The organism is Shewanella sp. SM20, from assembly GCF_025654545.1.
GTDB lineage: Bacteria > Pseudomonadota > Gammaproteobacteria > Enterobacterales > Shewanellaceae > Shewanella > Shewanella oncorhynchi.
The window spans coordinates 1-18,433 of record NZ_JAKKRK010000070.1 but is presented as its reverse complement, the minus strand read 5'-3'; the positions used below and the strand labels follow the sequence as shown (position 1 = coordinate 18,433).

14 protein-coding genes and 2 pseudogenes are annotated in these 18,433 nt (G+C 45.8%); 9 read left to right on the top strand and 7 right to left on the bottom strand.

The window, feature by feature from the left end; genetic code table 11:
- Nucleotides 1-186: pseudogene (gene tnpA / locus L5M18_RS20915) on the top strand (IS200/IS605-like element ISSod23 family transposase); the annotation flags it as partial.
- Nucleotides 187-243: 57 nt separating this feature from the next.
- Here the strand turns inward: tnpA (L5M18_RS20915) and L5M18_RS20910 are convergent.
- Nucleotides 244-849 (bottom strand): annotated as a pseudogene (locus L5M18_RS20910) (IS110 family transposase); the annotation flags it as partial.
- 376 nt (nt 850-1,225) lie between these two features.
- Entirely contained in the window at nt 1,226-1,726 is a 501-nt protein-coding gene (locus tag L5M18_RS20905) for a GNAT family N-acetyltransferase (protein ID WP_263198487.1), read from the bottom strand.
- Between the two features lie 431 nt (nt 1,727-2,157).
- Between L5M18_RS20905 and L5M18_RS20900 the strand changes: the two genes are divergently transcribed.
- The gene (locus L5M18_RS20900; protein ID WP_263198485.1) at nt 2,158-4,167 is read left to right on the top strand and encodes an ATP-dependent DNA helicase; all 2,010 of its coding nucleotides are present in this window, start codon (nt 2,158-2,160) and stop codon (nt 4,165-4,167) included.
- A 237-nt stretch (nt 4,168-4,404) separates the two neighbouring features.
- Here L5M18_RS20900 and L5M18_RS20895 read toward each other — a convergent pair whose 3' ends face one another.
- Nucleotides 4,405-4,695 (bottom strand): cytochrome c3 family protein, encoded by a 291-nt coding sequence (locus L5M18_RS20895; protein WP_028759787.1) that lies wholly within the window; start codon nt 4,693-4,695, stop codon nt 4,405-4,407.
- A 535-nt stretch (nt 4,696-5,230) separates the two neighbouring features.
- Nucleotides 5,231-7,219 carry a TonB-dependent receptor domain-containing protein gene (locus tag L5M18_RS20890; protein ID WP_263198483.1) on the bottom strand — a complete coding sequence of 663 codons (1,989 nt, stop codon included), beginning with the start codon at nt 7,217-7,219 and terminating at the stop codon, nt 5,231-5,233.
- A 432-nt stretch (nt 7,220-7,651) separates the two neighbouring features.
- Between L5M18_RS20890 and L5M18_RS20885 the strand changes: the two genes are divergently transcribed.
- The gene (locus L5M18_RS20885; RefSeq protein WP_263198481.1) at nt 7,652-8,230 is read left to right on the top strand and encodes a nuclear transport factor 2 family protein; all 579 of its coding nucleotides are present in this window, start codon (nt 7,652-7,654) and stop codon (nt 8,228-8,230) included.
- Between the two features lie 43 nt (nt 8,231-8,273).
- On the opposite strand, the gene L5M18_RS20880 is transcribed toward L5M18_RS20885, so the two are convergent.
- Nucleotides 8,274-8,921 (bottom strand): class I SAM-dependent methyltransferase, encoded by a 648-nt coding sequence (locus L5M18_RS20880; protein ID WP_263198479.1) that lies wholly within the window; start codon nt 8,919-8,921, stop codon nt 8,274-8,276.
- Between the two features lie 517 nt (nt 8,922-9,438).
- Between L5M18_RS20880 and L5M18_RS20875 the strand changes: the two genes are divergently transcribed.
- A complete protein-coding gene (locus L5M18_RS20875; RefSeq protein WP_263198478.1) occupies nt 9,439-10,728 on the top strand; it encodes an NAD(P)/FAD-dependent oxidoreductase in 1,290 nt (429 codons plus the stop codon).
- 45 nt (nt 10,729-10,773) lie between these two features.
- Here L5M18_RS20875 and L5M18_RS20870 read toward each other — a convergent pair whose 3' ends face one another.
- The gene (locus L5M18_RS20870) at nt 10,774-11,652 is read right to left on the bottom strand and encodes a LysR family transcriptional regulator (protein WP_263198477.1); all 879 of its coding nucleotides are present in this window, start codon (nt 11,650-11,652) and stop codon (nt 10,774-10,776) included.
- A 176-nt stretch (nt 11,653-11,828) separates the two neighbouring features.
- Between L5M18_RS20870 and L5M18_RS20865 the strand changes: the two genes are divergently transcribed.
- The gene (locus tag L5M18_RS20865) at nt 11,829-12,968 is read left to right on the top strand and encodes an S-(hydroxymethyl)glutathione dehydrogenase/class III alcohol dehydrogenase (protein ID WP_006081880.1); all 1,140 of its coding nucleotides are present in this window, start codon (nt 11,829-11,831) and stop codon (nt 12,966-12,968) included.
- 164 nt (nt 12,969-13,132) lie between these two features.
- Nucleotides 13,133-13,975 (top strand): S-formylglutathione hydrolase, encoded by an 843-nt coding sequence (gene fghA, locus L5M18_RS20860; protein WP_028759793.1) that lies wholly within the window; start codon nt 13,133-13,135, stop codon nt 13,973-13,975.
- Between the two features lie 118 nt (nt 13,976-14,093).
- Here fghA and L5M18_RS20855 read toward each other — a convergent pair whose 3' ends face one another.
- A complete protein-coding gene (locus L5M18_RS20855; protein ID WP_028759794.1) occupies nt 14,094-15,470 on the bottom strand; it encodes an L-serine ammonia-lyase in 1,377 nt (458 codons plus the stop codon).
- Between the two features lie 385 nt (nt 15,471-15,855).
- Here L5M18_RS20855 and nagZ point away from each other — a divergent pair, with 385 nt between their 5' ends.
- From nagZ to tnpA (L5M18_RS20840), 3 genes are all read left to right on the top strand, one after another.
- A complete protein-coding gene (gene nagZ / locus L5M18_RS20850; RefSeq protein ID WP_263198475.1) occupies nt 15,856-16,884 on the top strand; it encodes a beta-N-acetylhexosaminidase in 1,029 nt (342 codons plus the stop codon).
- 79 nt (nt 16,885-16,963) lie between these two features.
- The gene (ycfP, locus tag L5M18_RS20845; RefSeq protein ID WP_113940582.1) at nt 16,964-17,503 is read left to right on the top strand and encodes an alpha/beta hydrolase YcfP; all 540 of its coding nucleotides are present in this window, start codon (nt 16,964-16,966) and stop codon (nt 17,501-17,503) included.
- Between the two features lie 766 nt (nt 17,504-18,269).
- Nucleotides 18,270-18,433, top strand: a 164-nt coding sequence (gene tnpA, locus L5M18_RS20840) for an IS66 family insertion sequence element accessory protein TnpA (RefSeq protein ID WP_411569281.1), incomplete at its 3' end; no start/stop codon positions are given.

Below are 18,433 nucleotides of genomic sequence, written 5' to 3'. Positions count from 1 at the left end.
AGTGCGATAAGGCTATTCAATAAATTCCCTCATGTACGTAAAAAGCTATGGGGCAATAGCTTTTGGGCCAGAGGTTATTTTGTAGATACAGTAGGTGTTAATGAAGAAATCATTAGACGATATGTGCGCCATCAAGATAAACAAGATCAGGAACATGAGGCTCAATTGTCGTTGCAGATGATGTAGTTTTTGGAATAGCCCCTTCCAGGGGCAAGTCAAAGCCGCCTTCTAAGAAGGCGGATTCTTTACATCTTTTTCCAGCGAACCTATTGCAACGTTGATCGCACGCAATTCTTCCATCAGATCACGCATGTATTGGCGTGCAATCGTAGTGAGTTGATTACTGGCATCCTCAAGTAATTCCGGCAGCAAAAGATTCAATGGATTACGTCCTTTAGGGAGGGCTATTCCATATTCACTTAGTAAGCCTCTGATTTGATTGGTTAGTGCAGTGCGCATTCTGATCCGGCGCTCGCGAATTCTGTGGGTAATGATGATATCAACCTGCGGTAAGGTTCTCGGCTGGACGAAAATCATGTTCGGTCTCTGCGCCGCCTCACAGATAGCGAAGGCATCATTGCGATCGTTCTTATTGCCTTTGACAAATGGCTTAACATGCTGAGGCGGGATCAGTTTGACGTCATGCCCGAGAGAAAGTAACTCTCTGCCCCAATAGTTAGAGCCACTACAAGCTTCCATCGCAATAGTGGCATCAGGGTAAGTACGCAGAAAAGTCAGGAGCTGAGCACGTTTAATCGAACGGTTAAAAACACTCTTGCCTGCTTGATTAACTCCACATACTTGGAAGATATTTTTTGCGAGATCAATTCCTATTAGTGTAACTTTCATTTTGGACACCTTTTGTTGTTATTGAACGTGCAAATTCAATATGGCGTAAATGATGCCTACTTCACAAGAGGTGTCCATCCCATCATCCTTGGATGCTCGACCGCCCCGTCCATGGGGCGGACGGTCGTCTCGCTAATCACCATGGCCTACCTTTTTAGCATTAGCATAAACTGTAGGTTTTAAGGAGACACGCAGCACGCTTTTGGACAAAAGCGCGGAAGATCTATTACTCACAATCGTCTAGTTCACATTACGATAAGTATGGCGAAGGTCAAAAAACGTAGAAATTGCTGAGGTCAATTCTAACTAGATGGCCAAATTAACCGTACTACTACAAACAATGGGTGGCTTAGAAAAACTTGAATAACATGGATTGTTAGATGTGTTCATTTATGATGAAAGTATAAAACGGAGTAGTTTCATCCTCGATTAACTCACGTACTGAATTAAGCTGTAATCGTTTTGATACCGCTTTAAAAAAGCGCAAAGCCAGTTCATTTTCTTTGAACGTAGCGACCAGTATCGGTGTGCTAATCTGCTCAAATATTTGACGGACTACTTCGAGCGCAATCCAACCACCGCGATATTTAGGAAGAATAAAGAGGTCAGCCAGTTCCCAGATAAGCCTTTTTTCATCTTCAACCGATTCTAGTAGAACAAAGCCTACCAATACTTCATTTACCCAAATGAGGTAGGCTTTTGCCTCTTGTGAGTTAACATAGGATTCAAGATCTGAGGCTGTAGAGCCATCATATAACCCATCAATGCCTATATCTTCTTTACTCCAAGATGTTGAATCAAAATAATAAAGTTGGAGCAGACGTTGTAGCGTTGTGGTGTCACTTGTTTTTAAATTGATAAGACTAACGTTTGACATCATTCATCCTGATTACCTGCGTTTTAGTATTGATGCTTGGGCACTGAAACATCCTGTTATCGAGCGTATATAATGGTATAGAGTTTTGCTTTGCTGAGGTAGCTTATTTATTTCAAATGGTTAGTGGCAGGCTGAAATCGACAGAAGTTTGCGAACCGTTATAGCTAGCGCACATGCTTTGGCGGATGCTAGCAAATACCGACGTTTAAATTGGTGTTAATTACGCGGCTAACTTGTAGTCTTATCTCAAATCAGCATAATGCTTCGAGCTGTTAAGCTTAACGCTATTGTTTACGGCAGTGGCATGCCGTACTAACCATTGTTTGTGCTTAAAAGTTTCACTATGCATTCGCTCAGTAATTTATTGTGTGGACTTGCAGTACTGTTTTCACTGACGTTCCTAACACCTTGATAAAGGATTGATTCTCCCTTTGACTCGCTCCCGCCAACCGACATCAAAGCATGTTTCCTCTAAAGAAACCGTCGCTAAGCCTTCTGCTTTAAAAGGCACCGCTACGGTGAGTCGACTCGCGTCCGAAGTGCTACGCGCATTTTTGCCCGATGGAGTATTGTCTAAACATATTCAAGGGTTTAGTGCGCGAACAAGCCAAATGCAAATGGCACAGGAAGTGAGTGAGGCGATAGCGGCGAAGGGCAATGTGGTGATTGAGGCGGGTACGGGGGTAGGTAAAACCTTTGCGTATTTGATCCCCGCGATATTGAGCGGTAAGCAAGTCATCGTCAGTACGGGCAGTAAAAACTTGCAAGAGCAGTTGTTTTTTAAAGACTTACCCGCGCTGGTCGCCATGTTGGGGATTGAGCCTAAACTGGCTCTACTAAAGGGGCGTAATAATTATCTGTGCCAGTGGCGCCTCGATAAGCAAATGAGTGAGGCGACACATATCGATGCGCGTTTGTTGGATGATTTGTTGAAAATCAATCAGTGGGCGAGCACCTGCAAAGATGGTGATATTGGCGGCTTAACCTCAGTGCCTGAGAATTCCTCGGCGCTGCCGCTCGTGGTCAGCACTAAGGAAAGCTGTATTGGCAAGCGCTGCGACTTTTACGATGTCTGCTTTACTCGCAAGGCGCGCAGCCGTGCCCTGGATGCCAAAATCATTGTGGTTAACCACCATTTATTTTTCGCCGATAGCGTACTGAAAGACACGGGCTTTGCCGAGTTATTACCCGATCCTGATGTGGTGATTTTCGATGAAGCGCATTTATTACCCGATATTTGCGTTAACTATTTTGGCCAGCAATGTTCGAGTCGTACTATCGATGATTTCATTCAAAAGCTACTCGCTATTTATCAGACTGAACTCAGTGATACTGGGCAACTCGCCCAATTTTGCCAGCGTTGCCTCGCTAAATTAAGTGATTGGCATAATCAGTTATATTCCTGCGGCGAATCCGATTGGCGTTTAGTGCTGGGCAATAAAGCGCTCGCGGCGGCGTCATGGGATTTATTAGCGGAATTAACCGCGCTGCAGAATTTATTAATGGCCCATATTGGGCGTAGTGAATTGTTAGATGATATCGCCATTAAGTTGGCGGAGCTGAATAACAAGCTCAGTGTGTTTTTTAACTGCGATAATAATCTGGCGGCCTACAGCATCGAATTTGGTAGTCGCTTTGTGGTGCTGCGAATTTCACCAATCAATATTGCCCGTGAGTGCCAACAATTATTTGTGCCCGAAACCAGCTGGATATTTACCTCGGCAACTTTGCAGGTTAACCGCAGTCTTGTTCATTTTACCCGAGAAATGGGTATCGTTGATGCGCAGCAAAGCATTCTCGACAGTCCCTTCGATTATCCCCGCCAAGCGGTATTTTGTGTGCCGAGACAACTTGGGAGCGTGACCAATCAACAGCAAGCGTTAAAGCAGTTGGTGGATGTGTGCGTGCAAGCGATAGATGCGGCGCAGGGACGGACTTTTATTTTATTTACCAGCCATAAAATGCTCGAACAAGCGGCGCTGGCACTGCGAACTCGCACTCAGTATCCGCTGCTGGTACAAGGCCAAGCGGGTAAACAGAGTCTGCTGACTAAGTTTCGCCAACTCGGCAATGCGGTATTGCTCGGCACCAGTAGTTTTTGGGAAGGGGTGGATGTGCGCGGCAAATTGTTAAGCTGCGTGATTATCGACAAATTACCTTTTGTGTCGCCCGATGAGCCCCTGTATCGCGCCCGAGCCGACAATGTGAGTCGTCAGGGACTTGACCCTTTTACTGAAGTGTCGTTACCGCAGGCGATTATTGCGCTGAAACAAGGTGTTGGCCGTCTTATTCGCGATGAAAAAGATCGCGGTGTGTTGATCCTTTGCGATAATCGCATCGTGAATCGCTACTATGGCCAAGCCTTTTTAAACTCGCTGCCGCCGATGGCACGCACCCGTGACCTAGAAAAGGCATTGGCATTCTTGAGAACAATCCCCTGAAATTCGTTTATGGTTTACCTAGCATACTTAAATTTGTCTTATTTGCCGGATATGGAATTCTGAGCTAAGTATTGAGCCGTTACACATATTGTGAGGATATAAAAACGGAGGTAAAAATTGCCACCTGTGAGCAATAGATGGCAAACACCCTTGGAGGTTGGGTCAAGTGGCATCCTGCCTAATGGTTCCATTCAAAATAAATAATTCTTCGGCCTTTGGTTTTAGATTTTTAGTGAATTAATGGCATTCTTTGCAAGCATCTGCTGGTGCTTTCTCTTGATGAGCGATGTGGCAATTGGTGCATGTTAAAACGCCATCATGTTTAGTATGAGCTTCGCCTGCAAGTGTTTTCATTTCTCCATGGCATGATACACATTGCTGATTTTCAAAAACATAATCCGCTGAAGGTTTTTTATCTTTATGGCAGGATTCACAGTCAGATCTTTCAGAATGACTGTCGGCAAGTGATACCGCCATTAAATTCGTTGAAAAGCACAGTGCGCACATTAGCATCATCTTTTTAAGCATGTTATTTTCCTTTTTTATTGTTGGTTAAATCATCATTCTGAAGCGAGTAAATCACATATCTAGCTATGAAATATGTAACTTGAAGTTGGAGCTGTATTTTTCTCGCTGTTTTATTAGTGATATAAACGGAAAGATAATATCACTTTTGCTTGGTGCGTACGTTTAATAATCGAGAATTTTACACCTCAAGCTTTAGCAGTCTTGCGTGTGTATAATAGTTTTTTAATATGACAAAACCTTGATCGTTATCAAAGGTTAACGGGTGAGTTATTTTTTAGCGTTAAAGTATGATCAAGGTTATATTGCGGAATGTAAAAGACTAATGATTTAAATCTGGATTATGTAATTTATATTTTTGATGTTTATTTAAAAATTCTCTATTTTAGAAAATATATTGATTTTACTTTTTCTAGTCGGATGTGTGATATTTATTTTGGTCTTAAAACAATAGGCGAAGCCAAAACGGGCTTCACCTATGATGTTTAATGTTGAGTAGCAGAGCTATAATTACACATTAATTTCTGGTTTGTAGAGCTTAGAAACTTGCAGTTACCCCAGCATAAATACTGCGACTCTTTTGAATATAATCAAGGTCGGTGGCAACTTGGTCACGTTCAGAATCCGTTAGGTTAGTCACGCCAAGCTTCAGTCTAAACATAGGATTAATTTGATAATTCGCACCTATATCGAGCGAGCCATAACCCTCTGATTTGACATTGGCTCGTAAATACTGCTCGCCAGTATAATGGTAGGCGATAAAGGTGGATAAACCATCGAATGCCTGCCATTGCAGTTTCAGGTTATAGCTGTCGTCCGGTGTTAAGGTAAAAGGCGCGCCATTTTGCTTATCTTCGGCATCGGTTTTACTGTAATTACCGTTTAGGCTGAGATCTTGAGTTAAATTGTACCAAGCTTGTAATTCCCAACCAGTGATCTTAGCTTCGTTCACGTTTTGGTAAGTTAATACTGTACCAGGGACTCTATTCCAAGTTTCGGTGATAATTTTATTTTCTACATCGTTATGGAAGTAGGTGATCGAGCCACCAAAATCCGTGGTTTGATATTGGGTCGATAACTCGTAGTTCACTGAGGTTTCGGGTTGAAGATCAGGATTTCCCGCAACGGCACAGGCGCCACGACAAGCGGGGATAATATAATCGGCTTGGGATTGCGCCATATTTGGCGCTTTAAAGGCTTTGCCGCCACCACCTTTAATGACCCATTCAGAGCTTAAGTTATACACCAAATACAAGCGTGGGCTAAATTCGGTGCCGTACACATCGTGGTGATCGACACGCCCACCTAAAGTGATATTGAGTTCGCCTAAGCTAAATTCATCTTGTAGATACAATGCCGATTGGCTGTCGTCTAAGGTGCCATCACCTAAAATATTGCGGCTATTTTCGAGCTGGGTCCAACGGTATTCTGCACCGCTGGTTAACATGTGATCGCCAAGCAGGACAGTGGTTTGACCGTCGAGATTGTGGTTGGTTTGGGTGATATTACCAATCTCGGCGATTAACGCTGAGTCGTCAGTCACCTCAACATTTTCATAGTAATAGCGCAGGCGAGTGTCGCCCCAGTTCCAGTGGCCATTATGGGTCAGACCTGAACTTATCCGCTCCGCTTGTTGGTTATTGGTGAGGATCGTGCCGTAGTTATTCCAATCAGACTCGCGTTCATCGTTGGCGTAACTTAAGTCAAATTGCAGATCTTGCTGGTTATCAATCAGCCATTGTAAATTTGCGAGGGCGCTGATTTCATCTCTGTCTTCTAGCGCATCAATAGTGGGTTTTAAGTCCGAGCGCCATGCATCGCGTTTATTGCTGTCGACGATTAAGTTTGCCAGTAATTTATCTTTGATCAGCGCGCCACTGCTGTAGAAATTGTACTTAGTGCTATCGCCACCCTTGCCACTGGTAGGTGCATCGTATTGCACGCCAACGCTGGTTTGCCAGTCCTCAGTTGGTTGACGCAGTATGACGTTAACCACACCGCCCAAAGCTTCTGAGCCGTAGAGGGATGACATAGGCCCACGTACAACTTCGATACGTTCAATGGCAGACATTGGAATAGAGGACAAGTCAAAATCGTTGCCATAACCAGAGGTTAATGCTTCGCGGGAGTTAATGCGGCGGCCATTAATCAAGATTAAAGTGTAATCTGAATCTAAACCTCGCAGGCTGATCTCATTGCGGCCATAGGGCGTGCCTTCGCTGATGTTCACACCCTGTAAATAACGGACTGCGCTAGCGAGATCGTCTATGACTAGCGCTTCAAGTTCACTGCGGTTAATCACGGACACCGAAGCTGGCGCCGAAAGCTCCGAGTGTTTAGTTTGTGTTGCTGTGATTACCATGCGCTCCATTTCTGGAGTGGTATCTTGCGTATTTGCCGCACTAGCCCATGCTGCAGGTAATAACAAACATAAACCAATAGCGCGTGATAGCTGGCTCAACATAGGTGTCTGTGTTGCATGAGATAGATGCGAGGTTTGGCGAGTGCGATGGATAAAGCGGGGCATATCATTCTTCCTTCGGTAATTTTGGCGAATGATAATTATTCTTAATTATAGCTTCAAGCTTGGATGTCTCTCTTTTGTGTAAAGGAAGTGTAAATTTTTAGTGTTTAATAACAGTGTGATAGCCCGTATATTCGACGTGTTGCTCGCTGGCATGGTCATTCTGATTGAGCGCATTGAGCACAAGGCACTGAGTATGACGATCTGAGTCTGACTGTCGTCGGATAAATCACTAAAAAATAGTGAGAATAATCAGAAACTATCACCGCACAAAACGGCATAACGTAATATGAAGCTATATCAATATGATTAATATGGATATTTTAACTGGCATAAGCTTTGCTGGCGATGTGACTTTATGTTTCGTGGTGCATTCATGTTTGTGATGTGAATAGTCGCCATACAAAATGTATTGCCAATATTTACGGAGAGAATATGAATCCAGCATTTTATAGCCTAGCCACAGTCACTGTTTTAACTTTGTCACTCGCCACTACCGAACCTGCGGTTGCCACAGATACGCCAACATTAGCTAAAGCAGCATCGGATAAAACCGCTGATGCTCCACAAGCTGACATTGCGCAGCCCGCTGCTGCACTTACAGACACTTTATCTACCCAAATTGCAGCGGTGGATTTTGCTGTGTTCGACAGTTTCAATAAGTGTTCAGCCCCTGCTGAACTCAAGAAACACGCGGCGTTTTTCACTGAAGATGTAGAGTTTTACCACGACACGGGTGGCGTGACGTGGAACCGCAAGGACATGATCGCTAATACCGAAAAATATGCCTGTGGCCATTACCGCCGCGAGTTAGTTGCGGGCACGATGAAAGTGTTTCCGGTGAAAGAGTTTGGCGCGATAGAACAAGGCGTTCACCGTTTTTGCAGCTTTGAAACCGGCAATTGTGAAGGTCTAGCCGACTTTGTCATTGTGTGGCGCAAACAGAACGAACAGTGGAAAGCTACCCGAGTGCTGAGCTATGGACACAGAACCGCTGAGGCCAAAACGGACTAAACCAAAGCTAGCTTTTAACAAAAAATGAGCCTTTAACAAAAAGCTAGCCTCTAACAAAATGCAGTAGTCGATTATTGGCGGGCATAGCCACATCTTGCTTCAGCGTTAAGCCTTGCTCGCTGGCTAAATTGCAAATCCATTCAATATCGCGAATGCCGCTGGCGGGATCCCGCTGTTTTAAAAAGGCATCAAACTGGCGATTGCTGTCACTGCTAAATTCGCCTTGGTAGTTAAAGGGGCCGTAAATGCACAGGGTCTTGAGTTGGGGGAGATACAGACCAAGGCCAGTAAAAAACGCTTCAACCATATTTTTGCTCATAATATGCAAAGTGTTTGCAGTAAATACGCCATCAATATCAGGTGTTAATCCCTTCACCGGCCATGGCACAGTGACATCAAGGGTAAGTGGTAAGCGTAGGTTTGCCGCTGCGTTGGGTAGCTTGCCTTCATGCATACACCTTGCGGTAATGACCTCAATATACTCAGCTTGATCGCTGGTTTGCCAGATTACATGGGGAAGATTTGCTGCAAAATACACAGCATGTTGCGCTGTGCCACTGCCGATTTCGAGTACATGTTGGTTGAGTGAGAATGCTTGTGTTAATACCGCTAAAATCGGCGCTTTGTTGTTTTCGCATGCTTGGGAAAACGGTAATTGGACAAGTGGCTGGGCAATTGGCATTAGTGGCATAATGGACTCTAGGTTGCTGAGATTAAAAGAGGATGACGCCGCACAAGCCTATCTTAAACCAGCAAAAAGTATAAGACTTAAAAGATAAAATGAGCCGCGCCTTAACATTCGGAGTCTCTATCTTAGGTAACTTAATCTTAGGTATCTTAATTTTAGTGCCTTAAATTTTAGTGCCTTAAATTTTAGTGCCTTAATTTTAGGTACCGCCATTTCAGAAGCTTCCATCTCAAGCTTCTCCATTTCAGGTTCTTCAAGAAGGAGCCTGCAGCCAGCTCTACTCCCTTTGTCATGTCCTGCAAATAGTTATCGCAATTCACTGTTGACCTCGATCTCAACTTAGATATACTCACAAATTCTGAACGCTTGTAAAAAATATAAAACAACGTCGGTATAATGCCGCGTTAAAACGAGTGTCCAAAACTAAGTGTCCAGAAGAACTGAGTGTCCAGAACTAAGACTTAACACTCACTTTCAGCCATCAACTTTCAACAGTTAACTTCAACATCAAGGAATGACCATGCCAGCAGAGCGTTGCGCCTCTTACTACAATGCCACCATTGACCAAGAGTCGGATTATCCTGTGCTTGAAGGCGACATTCGAGTCGATGTGGCGATTGTGGGTGGCGGTTTTACAGGCGTGGCAACTGCGTTGGAATTATCTGAGAAGGGCTATAAAGTGGCGCTTATTGAGGCCAATAAAATTGGGTGGGGCGCGACCGGACGCAATGGTGGGCAGGTGACGGGCAGTTTGTCCGGCGATGTTGCGATGACAAAACAGCTGCGCCGCCAAATTGGCAATGAAGCTGAAGATTATGTGTGGAATTTACGTTGGCGCGGTCATGACATTATTAAAAATCGGGTGGCCAAGTACGGCATAAACTGTGATTTAAAGTTTGGTCATATCCAAACCGCTTACCAGCCAAAGCACATGCAGGAGCTTAGGGCTATGCATAATGAGGCGCAGCGCCGCGGCATGGGTGAATTTATGACGCTGGTATCCGCCGATGAAATGCCTGCCTATTTAGGCTCGCCCTTGTATCACGGCGGCTTGGTCAATCGGCGTAATATGCATTTGCACTCAGTCAATTTATGCCTGGGTGAAGTCCGCGCCGCAGCAGGTCTTGGGGCATTAATCTTTGAACACTCACCCGTACTTGATATTGAAGAAGGCGATGTGGCGACTGTTGTCACTGCCAAGGGAAAAGTGCGCGCCAACAGTGTGCTGATCGCGGGTAATGCTTACCATAAACTCGCCCGTCCAAAACTGCGCGGTATGTTATTTCCGGCGTCCTTAGGCAATTGCGCCACTGCGATTCTGCCCGATGATGTCGCTTTGCAAATCAATCCGCAGGATTTAGCCGTGTATGATTGCCGCTTTGTACTGGATTACTATCGCCTGACTGCGGATAAACGGCTGATGTTCGGCGGCGGCACTAACTACAGCGGCCGCGATCCTAAAAATGTGGCGGCGGAATTACGGCCCGCGATTGAGCGTACGTTTCCACAATTAAAGGGCGTTAATATCGAATTTGCGTGGGCGGGAATGGCAGGAATTGTGATTAATCGTATCCCGCAGCTCGGCAAAGTGTCGCCTAATGTGTTCTATTGCCAAGGATATTCTGGGCACGGAGTAGCGACATCGCACATTATGGCCGAGATCATGGCCAATGCGATGGACGGGCAATTGCGTGAATTTGATTTGTTTGCGGCCATGCGCCATATCCGTATTCCGTTAAATGAATGGTTTGGCAATCAAGCGCTGGCATTAGGCATGTTGTATTACACTTTGCGGGAAAACTGGCGCTAGTTTGCGCCGTTTTGTCTGCTACCAATCAATCTGCTCAAACAGTATTTAATCCTGTTCGATGAGCTTTTCGGCAAGGTAATCGACCAATACACGGATCTTGGCCGACAGGTGGCGGTTTTGCGGATAAAGTGCCCAAATGCCTTCTTTGGCTTCGCGGTGACTGTCAAGGAAGGAGAGCAACCGTCCGGCTTGAATATCTTCTTCAATATAATAATCAGGCAGTTGAACTATCCCTATGCCCTTTAGTGCCGCATCCCTTAATGCGTAGCCGCTGTTACAATTGAGATTGCCGCGGACTTTAATATTGCGCTCGCGGCCATTTTCCACAAAGCGCCAGTAATTATGATTACCGATCAAACAATTGTGCTGGTTAAGCTCAGATAAGGTATGGGGCTGACCGTACTTTTCCACATAACTCGGTGAGGCGGCGACATAGTGAGTGCGGCTGCTTAAGGGTTTGGCCATCAAACTCGAATCGGCAAGTTTTCCGAGGCGAATCGCCAGATCATAACCGCCTTCAATCAAGTCCAAGGTGCGATTGGTCAAGTCGACGCTAAATTCAACACTGGGATATTGCACCATAAAATCATTGAGCAACGGCATGATAAATTTCTCGCCATAGGCGACGGGCGCCGTGAGCTTGACTAAGCCTTGGGGTGAGTCCTTTAGGTTTGAGATGGCGCGCTCGGCTTCTTCTAACCCCGTTTGTAATTGGCGGCAATGACGATAATAAATCGTGCCTTCTTCGGTTAACGACACTTTGCGGGTTGTGCGGTAAAAGAGTTTTGTGCCAAGGCGATTTTCTAAGGTGCTCACTTGGCGGCTAACGTGGGCGGTGGAGATATTCAGCCGCTGCGCTGCTAGGGTAAAACTTTCGGCCTCGGCCACTGCGACAAATTCAGAAATGCCGTCCCAGAGATACATTGTTGTTACTCAGTAAAAATGAATTGCTTGAATACTAGATTGTCTCTCGCTGAGAAACAAATACAATCCTCCTATTCAGTAGCATCAGTGCAATGGGCGCAAGAATTTGCTTGGCCTGAATTGAATTTATGATACACCAATGACTTACTCCTATTACCTATTCAAGGGACGTAACAATGTCGAACGAAAAACCGCAGTTTATTAAATCAAAGGCCGCTGTTGCTTGGGGACCAGGACAACCGCTTAAGATTGAAGAAGTGGATGTGATGTTACCTAAAGCGGGCGAAGTCTTAGTGCGCATTGTGGCTACGGGCGTGTGTCACACGGATGCCTTTACCCTGAGCGGTGACGATCCAGAAGGCGTATTCCCAGCGATTTTAGGCCACGAAGGCGGCGGTATCGTTGAGCAAGTGGGCGAGGGTGTGACCAGCGTACAAGTGGGCGATCATGTGATCCCACTTTATACCCCAGAGTGCGGCGAGTGTAAGTTTTGTCTATCGGGCAAAACTAACCTATGCCAAAAAATTCGTGCGACCCAAGGTAAAGGCTTAATGCCCGATGGCACCACGCGTTTTTATCTCGATGGCAAGCCTATTTTCCATTATATGGGCTGCTCGACCTTCTCTGAATATACCGTGTTACCTGAAATCTCATTGGCTAAAGTCAATAAGAGCGCGCCATTAGAAGAAATTTGTCTGTTAGGTTGCGGCGTAACCACAGGTATGGGCGCTGTGATGAACACGGCAAAAGTGGAAGAAGGTGCGACCGTGGCGATTTTCGGCCTCGGCGGTATCGGTCTATCGGCGATTATCGGTGCTACTATGGCCAAAGCCAGTCGCATTATCGCGATTGATATCAACGAATCTAAGTTCGAGTTAGCCAAAAAACTCGGCGCGACCGATTGCATCAACCCTAAATTACTCGATAAGCCTATCCAAGAGGTGATCGTTGAAATGACCGATGGCGGCGTAGATTACTCATTCGAGTGTATCGGCAACGTCAACGTGATGCGCAGCGCCTTAGAGTGTTGCCATAAAGGGTGGGGAGAGTCGGTGATCATCGGTGTTGCCGGTGCTGGTCAAGAGATTTCAACCCGTCCATTCCAATTAGTGACTGGCCGAGTATGGCGCGGTTCTGCCTTTGGCGGTGTGAAAGGGCGTTCTGAACTGCCCCACATTGTTGAGCGTTACATGGCGGGCGAATTTAAGCTCGATGATTTTATCACCCATACTATGGGACTTGAGCAAATCAATGAGGCGTTTGAGCTGATGCACGAAGGTAAGAGCATCCGTAGCGTGATCCATTTTGATAAATAAGTGGTTTTGCATTTTAAACGGATGCTTCAGCTTGATGTGACTAATCGGCAGACAGGTGCAAATCTGTCTGCTGTGTTGCCAACTGAGCTGACGATAAGCGCCATGACTAACGCTAAGACTAACGTTATAAATAGCGCTAAAAGATTGAGCTTAAAAGGACTTGTATGACCATAGAAAATATCAGTTGTAACAAGAGTTTTGGCGGTTGGCATAAGCAGTATCGCCATCAATCTCAGTCATTAAACTGCGAGATGCGCTTTGCCATTTATCTGCCGCCTGAGGCGGTGAATAAACCAGTGCCTGTGCTGTATTGGCTTTCAGGTCTAACCTGTACCGATGAAAACTTTATGCAGAAGGCGGGTGCACAGCGCATGGCAGCGGTACTTGGGATGGCGATTGTCGCCCCTGATACCAGTCCTCGCGGTGACGATGTGCCCGATGCGGCGGATAAAGCTTACGATTTAGGCTTAGGCGCGGGTTTTTACCTCAATGCGACAAAAGCACCTTGGAATCGTCATTACAAAATGTACGATTACATAGTCCATGAGCTGCCTACCTTGATTGAAGCGCATTTTCCTGTCACTACCCAGCGCGCTATCTCCGGCCATTCAATGGGCGGTCATGGTGCTTTGGTGATTGGTCTGAGTAATCCACACAGATATAGCTCAATTTCGGCCTTTAGCCCGATTTCGAATCCAAGTAATGCACCTTGGGGCATTAAAGCCTTTAGTGAGTATTTAGGTGAAAATCGTGAACATTGGCGCCAGTATGATGCATGCGAGTTGCTTAAGCTCGCGATTAGCGAAGTGCCAGTACTGATTGACCAAGGTGAAGCTGACAGCTTTTTAGACACCCAATTGATGCCACAATCGCTGGTGGATATCGCCCATACCAAGGGTTATCCCTTGGATGTGCGGATGCAAGCGGGGTACGATCACAGCTACTACTTCATCGCGAGCTTTATTGAAGAGCACCTTAAATTCCATAGCTTGTACTTTAAGCCTTAAATAGCCGATTCAGCAGTCACGCCGATGAGCTAAAACAAAAATGCCGCAACTTTGTGAGTTGCGGCATTTTTTATGGTGCGATTTAAGCGATTAGTGGGAGTGAACTAACACTCAGCACTTAGCACTCAACAATGTTGACTGCTAGGCCGCCTTTGGCGGTTTCTTTGTATTTGCTGCGCATATCTCTGCCGGTATCCATCATGGTTTTGATCACTTTATCCAGTGAAACCTTATGGTTACCGTCACCGCGCAGGGCCATACGAGAAGCGTTGATCGCTTTGATCGCGCCCATGGCATTACGTTCGATACAAGGCACTTGCACTAGGCCGCCCACAGGATCGCAGGTTAAACCTAAGTTATGTTCCATGCCGATTTCTGCCGCGTTTTCAACGTGCTCAACCGTACCGCCCATGATCTCAGTCAGTGCGCCAGCGGCCATAGAACAGGCCACGCCCACTTCACCTTGGCAACCGACTTCGGCGCCCGAAATTGAGGCATTTTTCTTGTACAAAATACCAATTGCAGCGGCAGTTAATAAATAACGGGCGCAGACATCGATATCCACTTCTTGTACGAAGGTATCGTAATAGCATAAAACGGCAGGAATAATTCCCGCAGCACCGTTTGTTGGCGCAGTGACGACGCGATCACCGGCCGCATTTTGCTCGTTGACCGACAGGGCGAATAAATCAACCCAATCCATAGCGGTTAATGGATCGACATTGTTACGGCCTTCGGCTTTCAACCGACGGTACAGTGCAGGAGCACGACGACGCAGTTTTAGGCCGCCAGGTAAAATACCTTCCTTCTGATAACCGCGTTCGATACAGGTTTTCATCGTCTGCCAAATATTCCACAGCTTGGCTTTGACTTCATCTTCAGTGGCTAAACTCAGTTCGTTCGCCATCATTAAAGAAGAAATGCTGAGACCTTGTTCTCCGCATAATTCCAGTAAGTGAGCCGCACTCACAAAATCAAAAGGAGCCGATTCAATTTGTGAGGCTGGCGATGCATTACGTTGGCTAATTTCATCTTCATCTAAAATAAAGCCGCCGCCCACTGAGTAGTAAGTGCGATCAAAAATGCATTCCCCTTTACAGTAAGCGTACAAGGTCATGGCGTTAGCATGCGCAGGTAGCGTTTTGCGTCTGTGATAGGTAATGCCTTGCTCACGGGTAAACTTAACCACTTTGCCACAGTGCAGCGTTAAGGTTTCGTCCTTGGAGACGTGTTCTAAAATACCGTCGATACTGTCAGTGTCCACGGTTTCGGGATCTTCGCCCATTAAGCCTAAAATCACTGCTTTGCCCGTGCCGTGGCCTTTGCCTGTTTGGCCGAGGGAGCCAAAGAGCTCGGCTCTTAATTCATCAATCTGGGTCACGAGTCCTGAGTCAGTCAGGTTTTGCATAAAGATTTTGCCCGCTTTCATTGGGCCGACGGTATGTGAACTCGATGGACCTATGCCGATCTTGAACATGTCAAATACGCTAATCATGATAGAAGTCCTGTTGTGTCTTGTTTATTATTTTAGTCTGAGTGCATGGGATTGCTCGCTCTGCAGATTGAAGCACGCTAATCTTGCGCGTGTACTCTGGTCAGTGGCGGCGTTCTTTCATGCGAAATCTGCTTGTGTGATACTCTAACGCCAGTATCCCATAGATTAGTGTGACAATTCACATTAGTTTTTTTTATTCGTAATAGTTCGGATAAGCTGAACTTAATTGGGACTTTTTTACAGGCCATTTTATGGACAAGAATACAGGCTTCGATAGCGCTACAAGGGTAGGTGGCTCGCTTTTTTTAGCTTTTTTGTGAGCGTGGACTACTTATGGCTTGAGTGGTTATTTTTTGAGTATTAATGAATATTTTTAGGGAGAAGTATGAGCTATTTAATGTTGGATTTACTGTCGTTGGACGTCAGTGAGGCTGAATCTGAGATGCTACGCCATCCACAGGTGGGTGGTTTAATCCTATTTTCCCGCAATTTTTCGAGCCGTGATCAGTTGATCCGTCTGGTACAACAGATACGCCAAATCCGCCCAGAAATATTAATTGCCGTTGATCATGAGGGTGGCCGAGTACAACGTTTCCGTGATGGCTTTACTATTATTCCCGCCATGGGCGACATTCTCCCCGCAGCAAAGGGTGATATGGTATTGGCCAAGCGTTGGGCCTGTGAGCTCGGTTTCTTGATGGCGATTGAATTACTGGCTTGCGATATCGACTTAAGTTTCGCGCCCGTGTTGGACTTAAACGGCGTGAGCCAAGTCATAGGTAAACGCAGCTTTAGCCCAGAGCCCGCCGAGGTCATTACACTGGCCGAAAGCTTTATTGCTGGCATGGCCGCAGCTGGCATGGGCGCCGTGGGTAAACATTTCCCCGGGCACGGCAGTGTAGTGGCGGATTCGCACTACGAGAAACCCATTGATGAACGTGATGCCGAGGCCATTTTTGCAAAGGATATCCTGCCGTTTAAAGAATTGATCGCAAAAGAAAAGTTATTAGGCGTGATGCCCGCGCACGTGGTTTACCCTAAAGTCGACCCTAACTCTGCGGGCTTTTCCGAATACTGGCTAAAACAAGTGCTGCGTAAAGAACTTGGCTTTAACGGGGTGATTTTCTCTGACGATCTTGGCATGCAAGGCGCAGGATTTGCGGGCGATTACCGTGCAAGGGCCAGCGCCGCCTTAGCCGCAGGTTGCGACATGATTTTAGTGTGTAATGACAATGCGGGCGTAATGTCGCTACTCGATGGCTTTACTTGGCCTGCGAGCGCGCCACAGTATCCTGCGAGTTTACTTAAACCCAATGCCTCGCAAACGGCAGCGGCGCTCGATAATACGGCTCGTTGGGAAAATGCCAAGCAGCTTGCCGAGCAAATTTGTTTGGCTCAACAGGCAAAAGTTTGATGTAGCGCAAGGTGTGAGATCACTCTTTTGCTAGGGTTAGTTAATTCACTGTAATCAAAAATGATTAAAAGGCCTTGATATGATTTTCTATCTTCATGGATTTGATGCGACTAGCCCAGGTAATCACGAAAAAATGCGTCAGTTGCAATTTATTGACCCTGATGTGCGTTTGATCAGTTACAGCACTTTGCACCCTAAGCACGACATGCAACACTTGCTTAAGGAAGTCGCTAAGCAAATGAAGCATAGCGACGACCCTGCACCGTTAATGGTTGGCGTAGGACTCGGTGCTTATTGGGCCGAGCGGATTGGATTTTTAAATGGTCTTAAATCTGTGCTGATTAACCCTAATTTGCACCCAGAAAATAATATGCAGGGCAAGATTGATCGCCCAGAAGAATATGCCGATATTGCCAATAAGTGCGTGTCGCAATTTCGTGAAAAGAATACTCACAAGGCCATGTGTATATTTTCGGTTAATGATGAGATGTTCGATAATCAGCAACTCGCCAGTGAATTAAGCGCCTATTATTCGATTGATTGGGATGACGTTCAACCCCACAAATTCCCCCAACTCGCCGCACACCTCCCCAAAATAAAAGCCTTTAAGTTGGCTTGATTGATATTGATTGAATAAAAGTATCACTCCTTTTTTATATTTAAGAGGGGAGTGGATTTATCTCATCGGCTATTCCGCCTTATGGTTTTGGCTTTCGTACTTCATGTGACGCACATTGCGACTGCGAATATGACTGTGGCTGTTGGGATATTTTTAAGCAGGGCACACTAAGGGCTCTAGATTGTAAAATCGACTGTATTGGTTTTGGACTTAAATGTGTAGGAAAGTAGTCTAGGCTGCGACTTTTGGTTTTGGTTTTAGGGGATTAGCGTTGGCTGGTATCTACGCATATAGGCTTGCCATGGCATTGACTCACCGACTCGCAGCCAGTCCGTCCGTGGATGCTCGACCGCCCCGTCCATGGGGCGGACGGTCGTCTCGCCAATCACCATGGCTCACCTTTCGAGTGCTTGCATAACTTTTAGATTTTAAAGACTAAATCTAACACTAACTATTTTTAAAGTTTAGTTATAGATGCTTAAACGAAGCCAGTTTGTTAAGGCTACAAACAAGCAGAGCATATATTTTGACAAAAATGAGTTAGCTCATTCACGTTAAATGCAACTTTTCTGATTATCAAAGATAGAGATAATGCCTATAAAACGAGTAACAAAACAAGAGTGAATGCACTCAATAAGTATCTATGATAAGCAACTCTTAGTGAAGTATTGAGCCTCAAAACGTAAGCGTAACGCCAACCACACATTCCAATCCTAACTGATCAACTTTACCCTGTCTGCCATTATCAACTGCCAGGGTAATCATCATGCACCGTACCAAAGAACAATGGCTGGCCTTGTTTGCCGAGCAAGCCCAAAGTGGTCTCACCCAAACTGAATTTGCAAAACGTCAGGGCATCATTCCTACATATTTTAGTTATCGCAAGCGTCAGTTGTTGGCGTTTCAGGATGATGACGGTGGCTTTGTTGA

Excerpts from the sequence above, each read along its gene's own strand:
- L5M18_RS20885 (WP_263198481.1), top strand. The coding sequence starts at position 7,652 with ATGAATCCAGCATTTTATAGCCTAGCCACAGTCACTGTTTTAACTTTG.
- L5M18_RS20855 (WP_028759794.1), bottom strand. The coding sequence starts at position 15,470 with ATGATTAGCGTATTTGACATGTTCAAGATCGGCATAGGTCCATCGAGT.
- L5M18_RS20875 (WP_263198478.1), top strand. The coding sequence starts at position 9,439 with ATGCCAGCAGAGCGTTGCGCCTCTTACTACAATGCCACCATTGACCAA.
- L5M18_RS20895 (WP_028759787.1), bottom strand. The coding sequence starts at position 4,695 with ATGCTTAAAAAGATGATGCTAATGTGCGCACTGTGCTTTTCAACGAAT.
- nagZ (WP_263198475.1), top strand. The coding sequence starts at position 15,856 with ATGAGCTATTTAATGTTGGATTTACTGTCGTTGGACGTCAGTGAGGCT.
- ycfP (WP_113940582.1), top strand. The coding sequence starts at position 16,964 with ATGATTTTCTATCTTCATGGATTTGATGCGACTAGCCCAGGTAATCAC.
- L5M18_RS20865 (WP_006081880.1), top strand. The coding sequence starts at position 11,829 with ATGTCGAACGAAAAACCGCAGTTTATTAAATCAAAGGCCGCTGTTGCT.
- L5M18_RS20890 (WP_263198483.1), bottom strand. The coding sequence starts at position 7,219 with ATGCCCCGCTTTATCCATCGCACTCGCCAAACCTCGCATCTATCTCAT.
- fghA (WP_028759793.1), top strand. The coding sequence starts at position 13,133 with ATGACCATAGAAAATATCAGTTGTAACAAGAGTTTTGGCGGTTGGCAT.
- L5M18_RS20870 (WP_263198477.1), bottom strand. The coding sequence starts at position 11,652 with ATGTATCTCTGGGACGGCATTTCTGAATTTGTCGCAGTGGCCGAGGCC.
- L5M18_RS20880 (WP_263198479.1), bottom strand. The coding sequence starts at position 8,921 with ATGCCACTAATGCCAATTGCCCAGCCACTTGTCCAATTACCGTTTTCC.
- L5M18_RS20905 (WP_263198487.1), bottom strand. The coding sequence starts at position 1,726 with ATGTCAAACGTTAGTCTTATCAATTTAAAAACAAGTGACACCACAACG.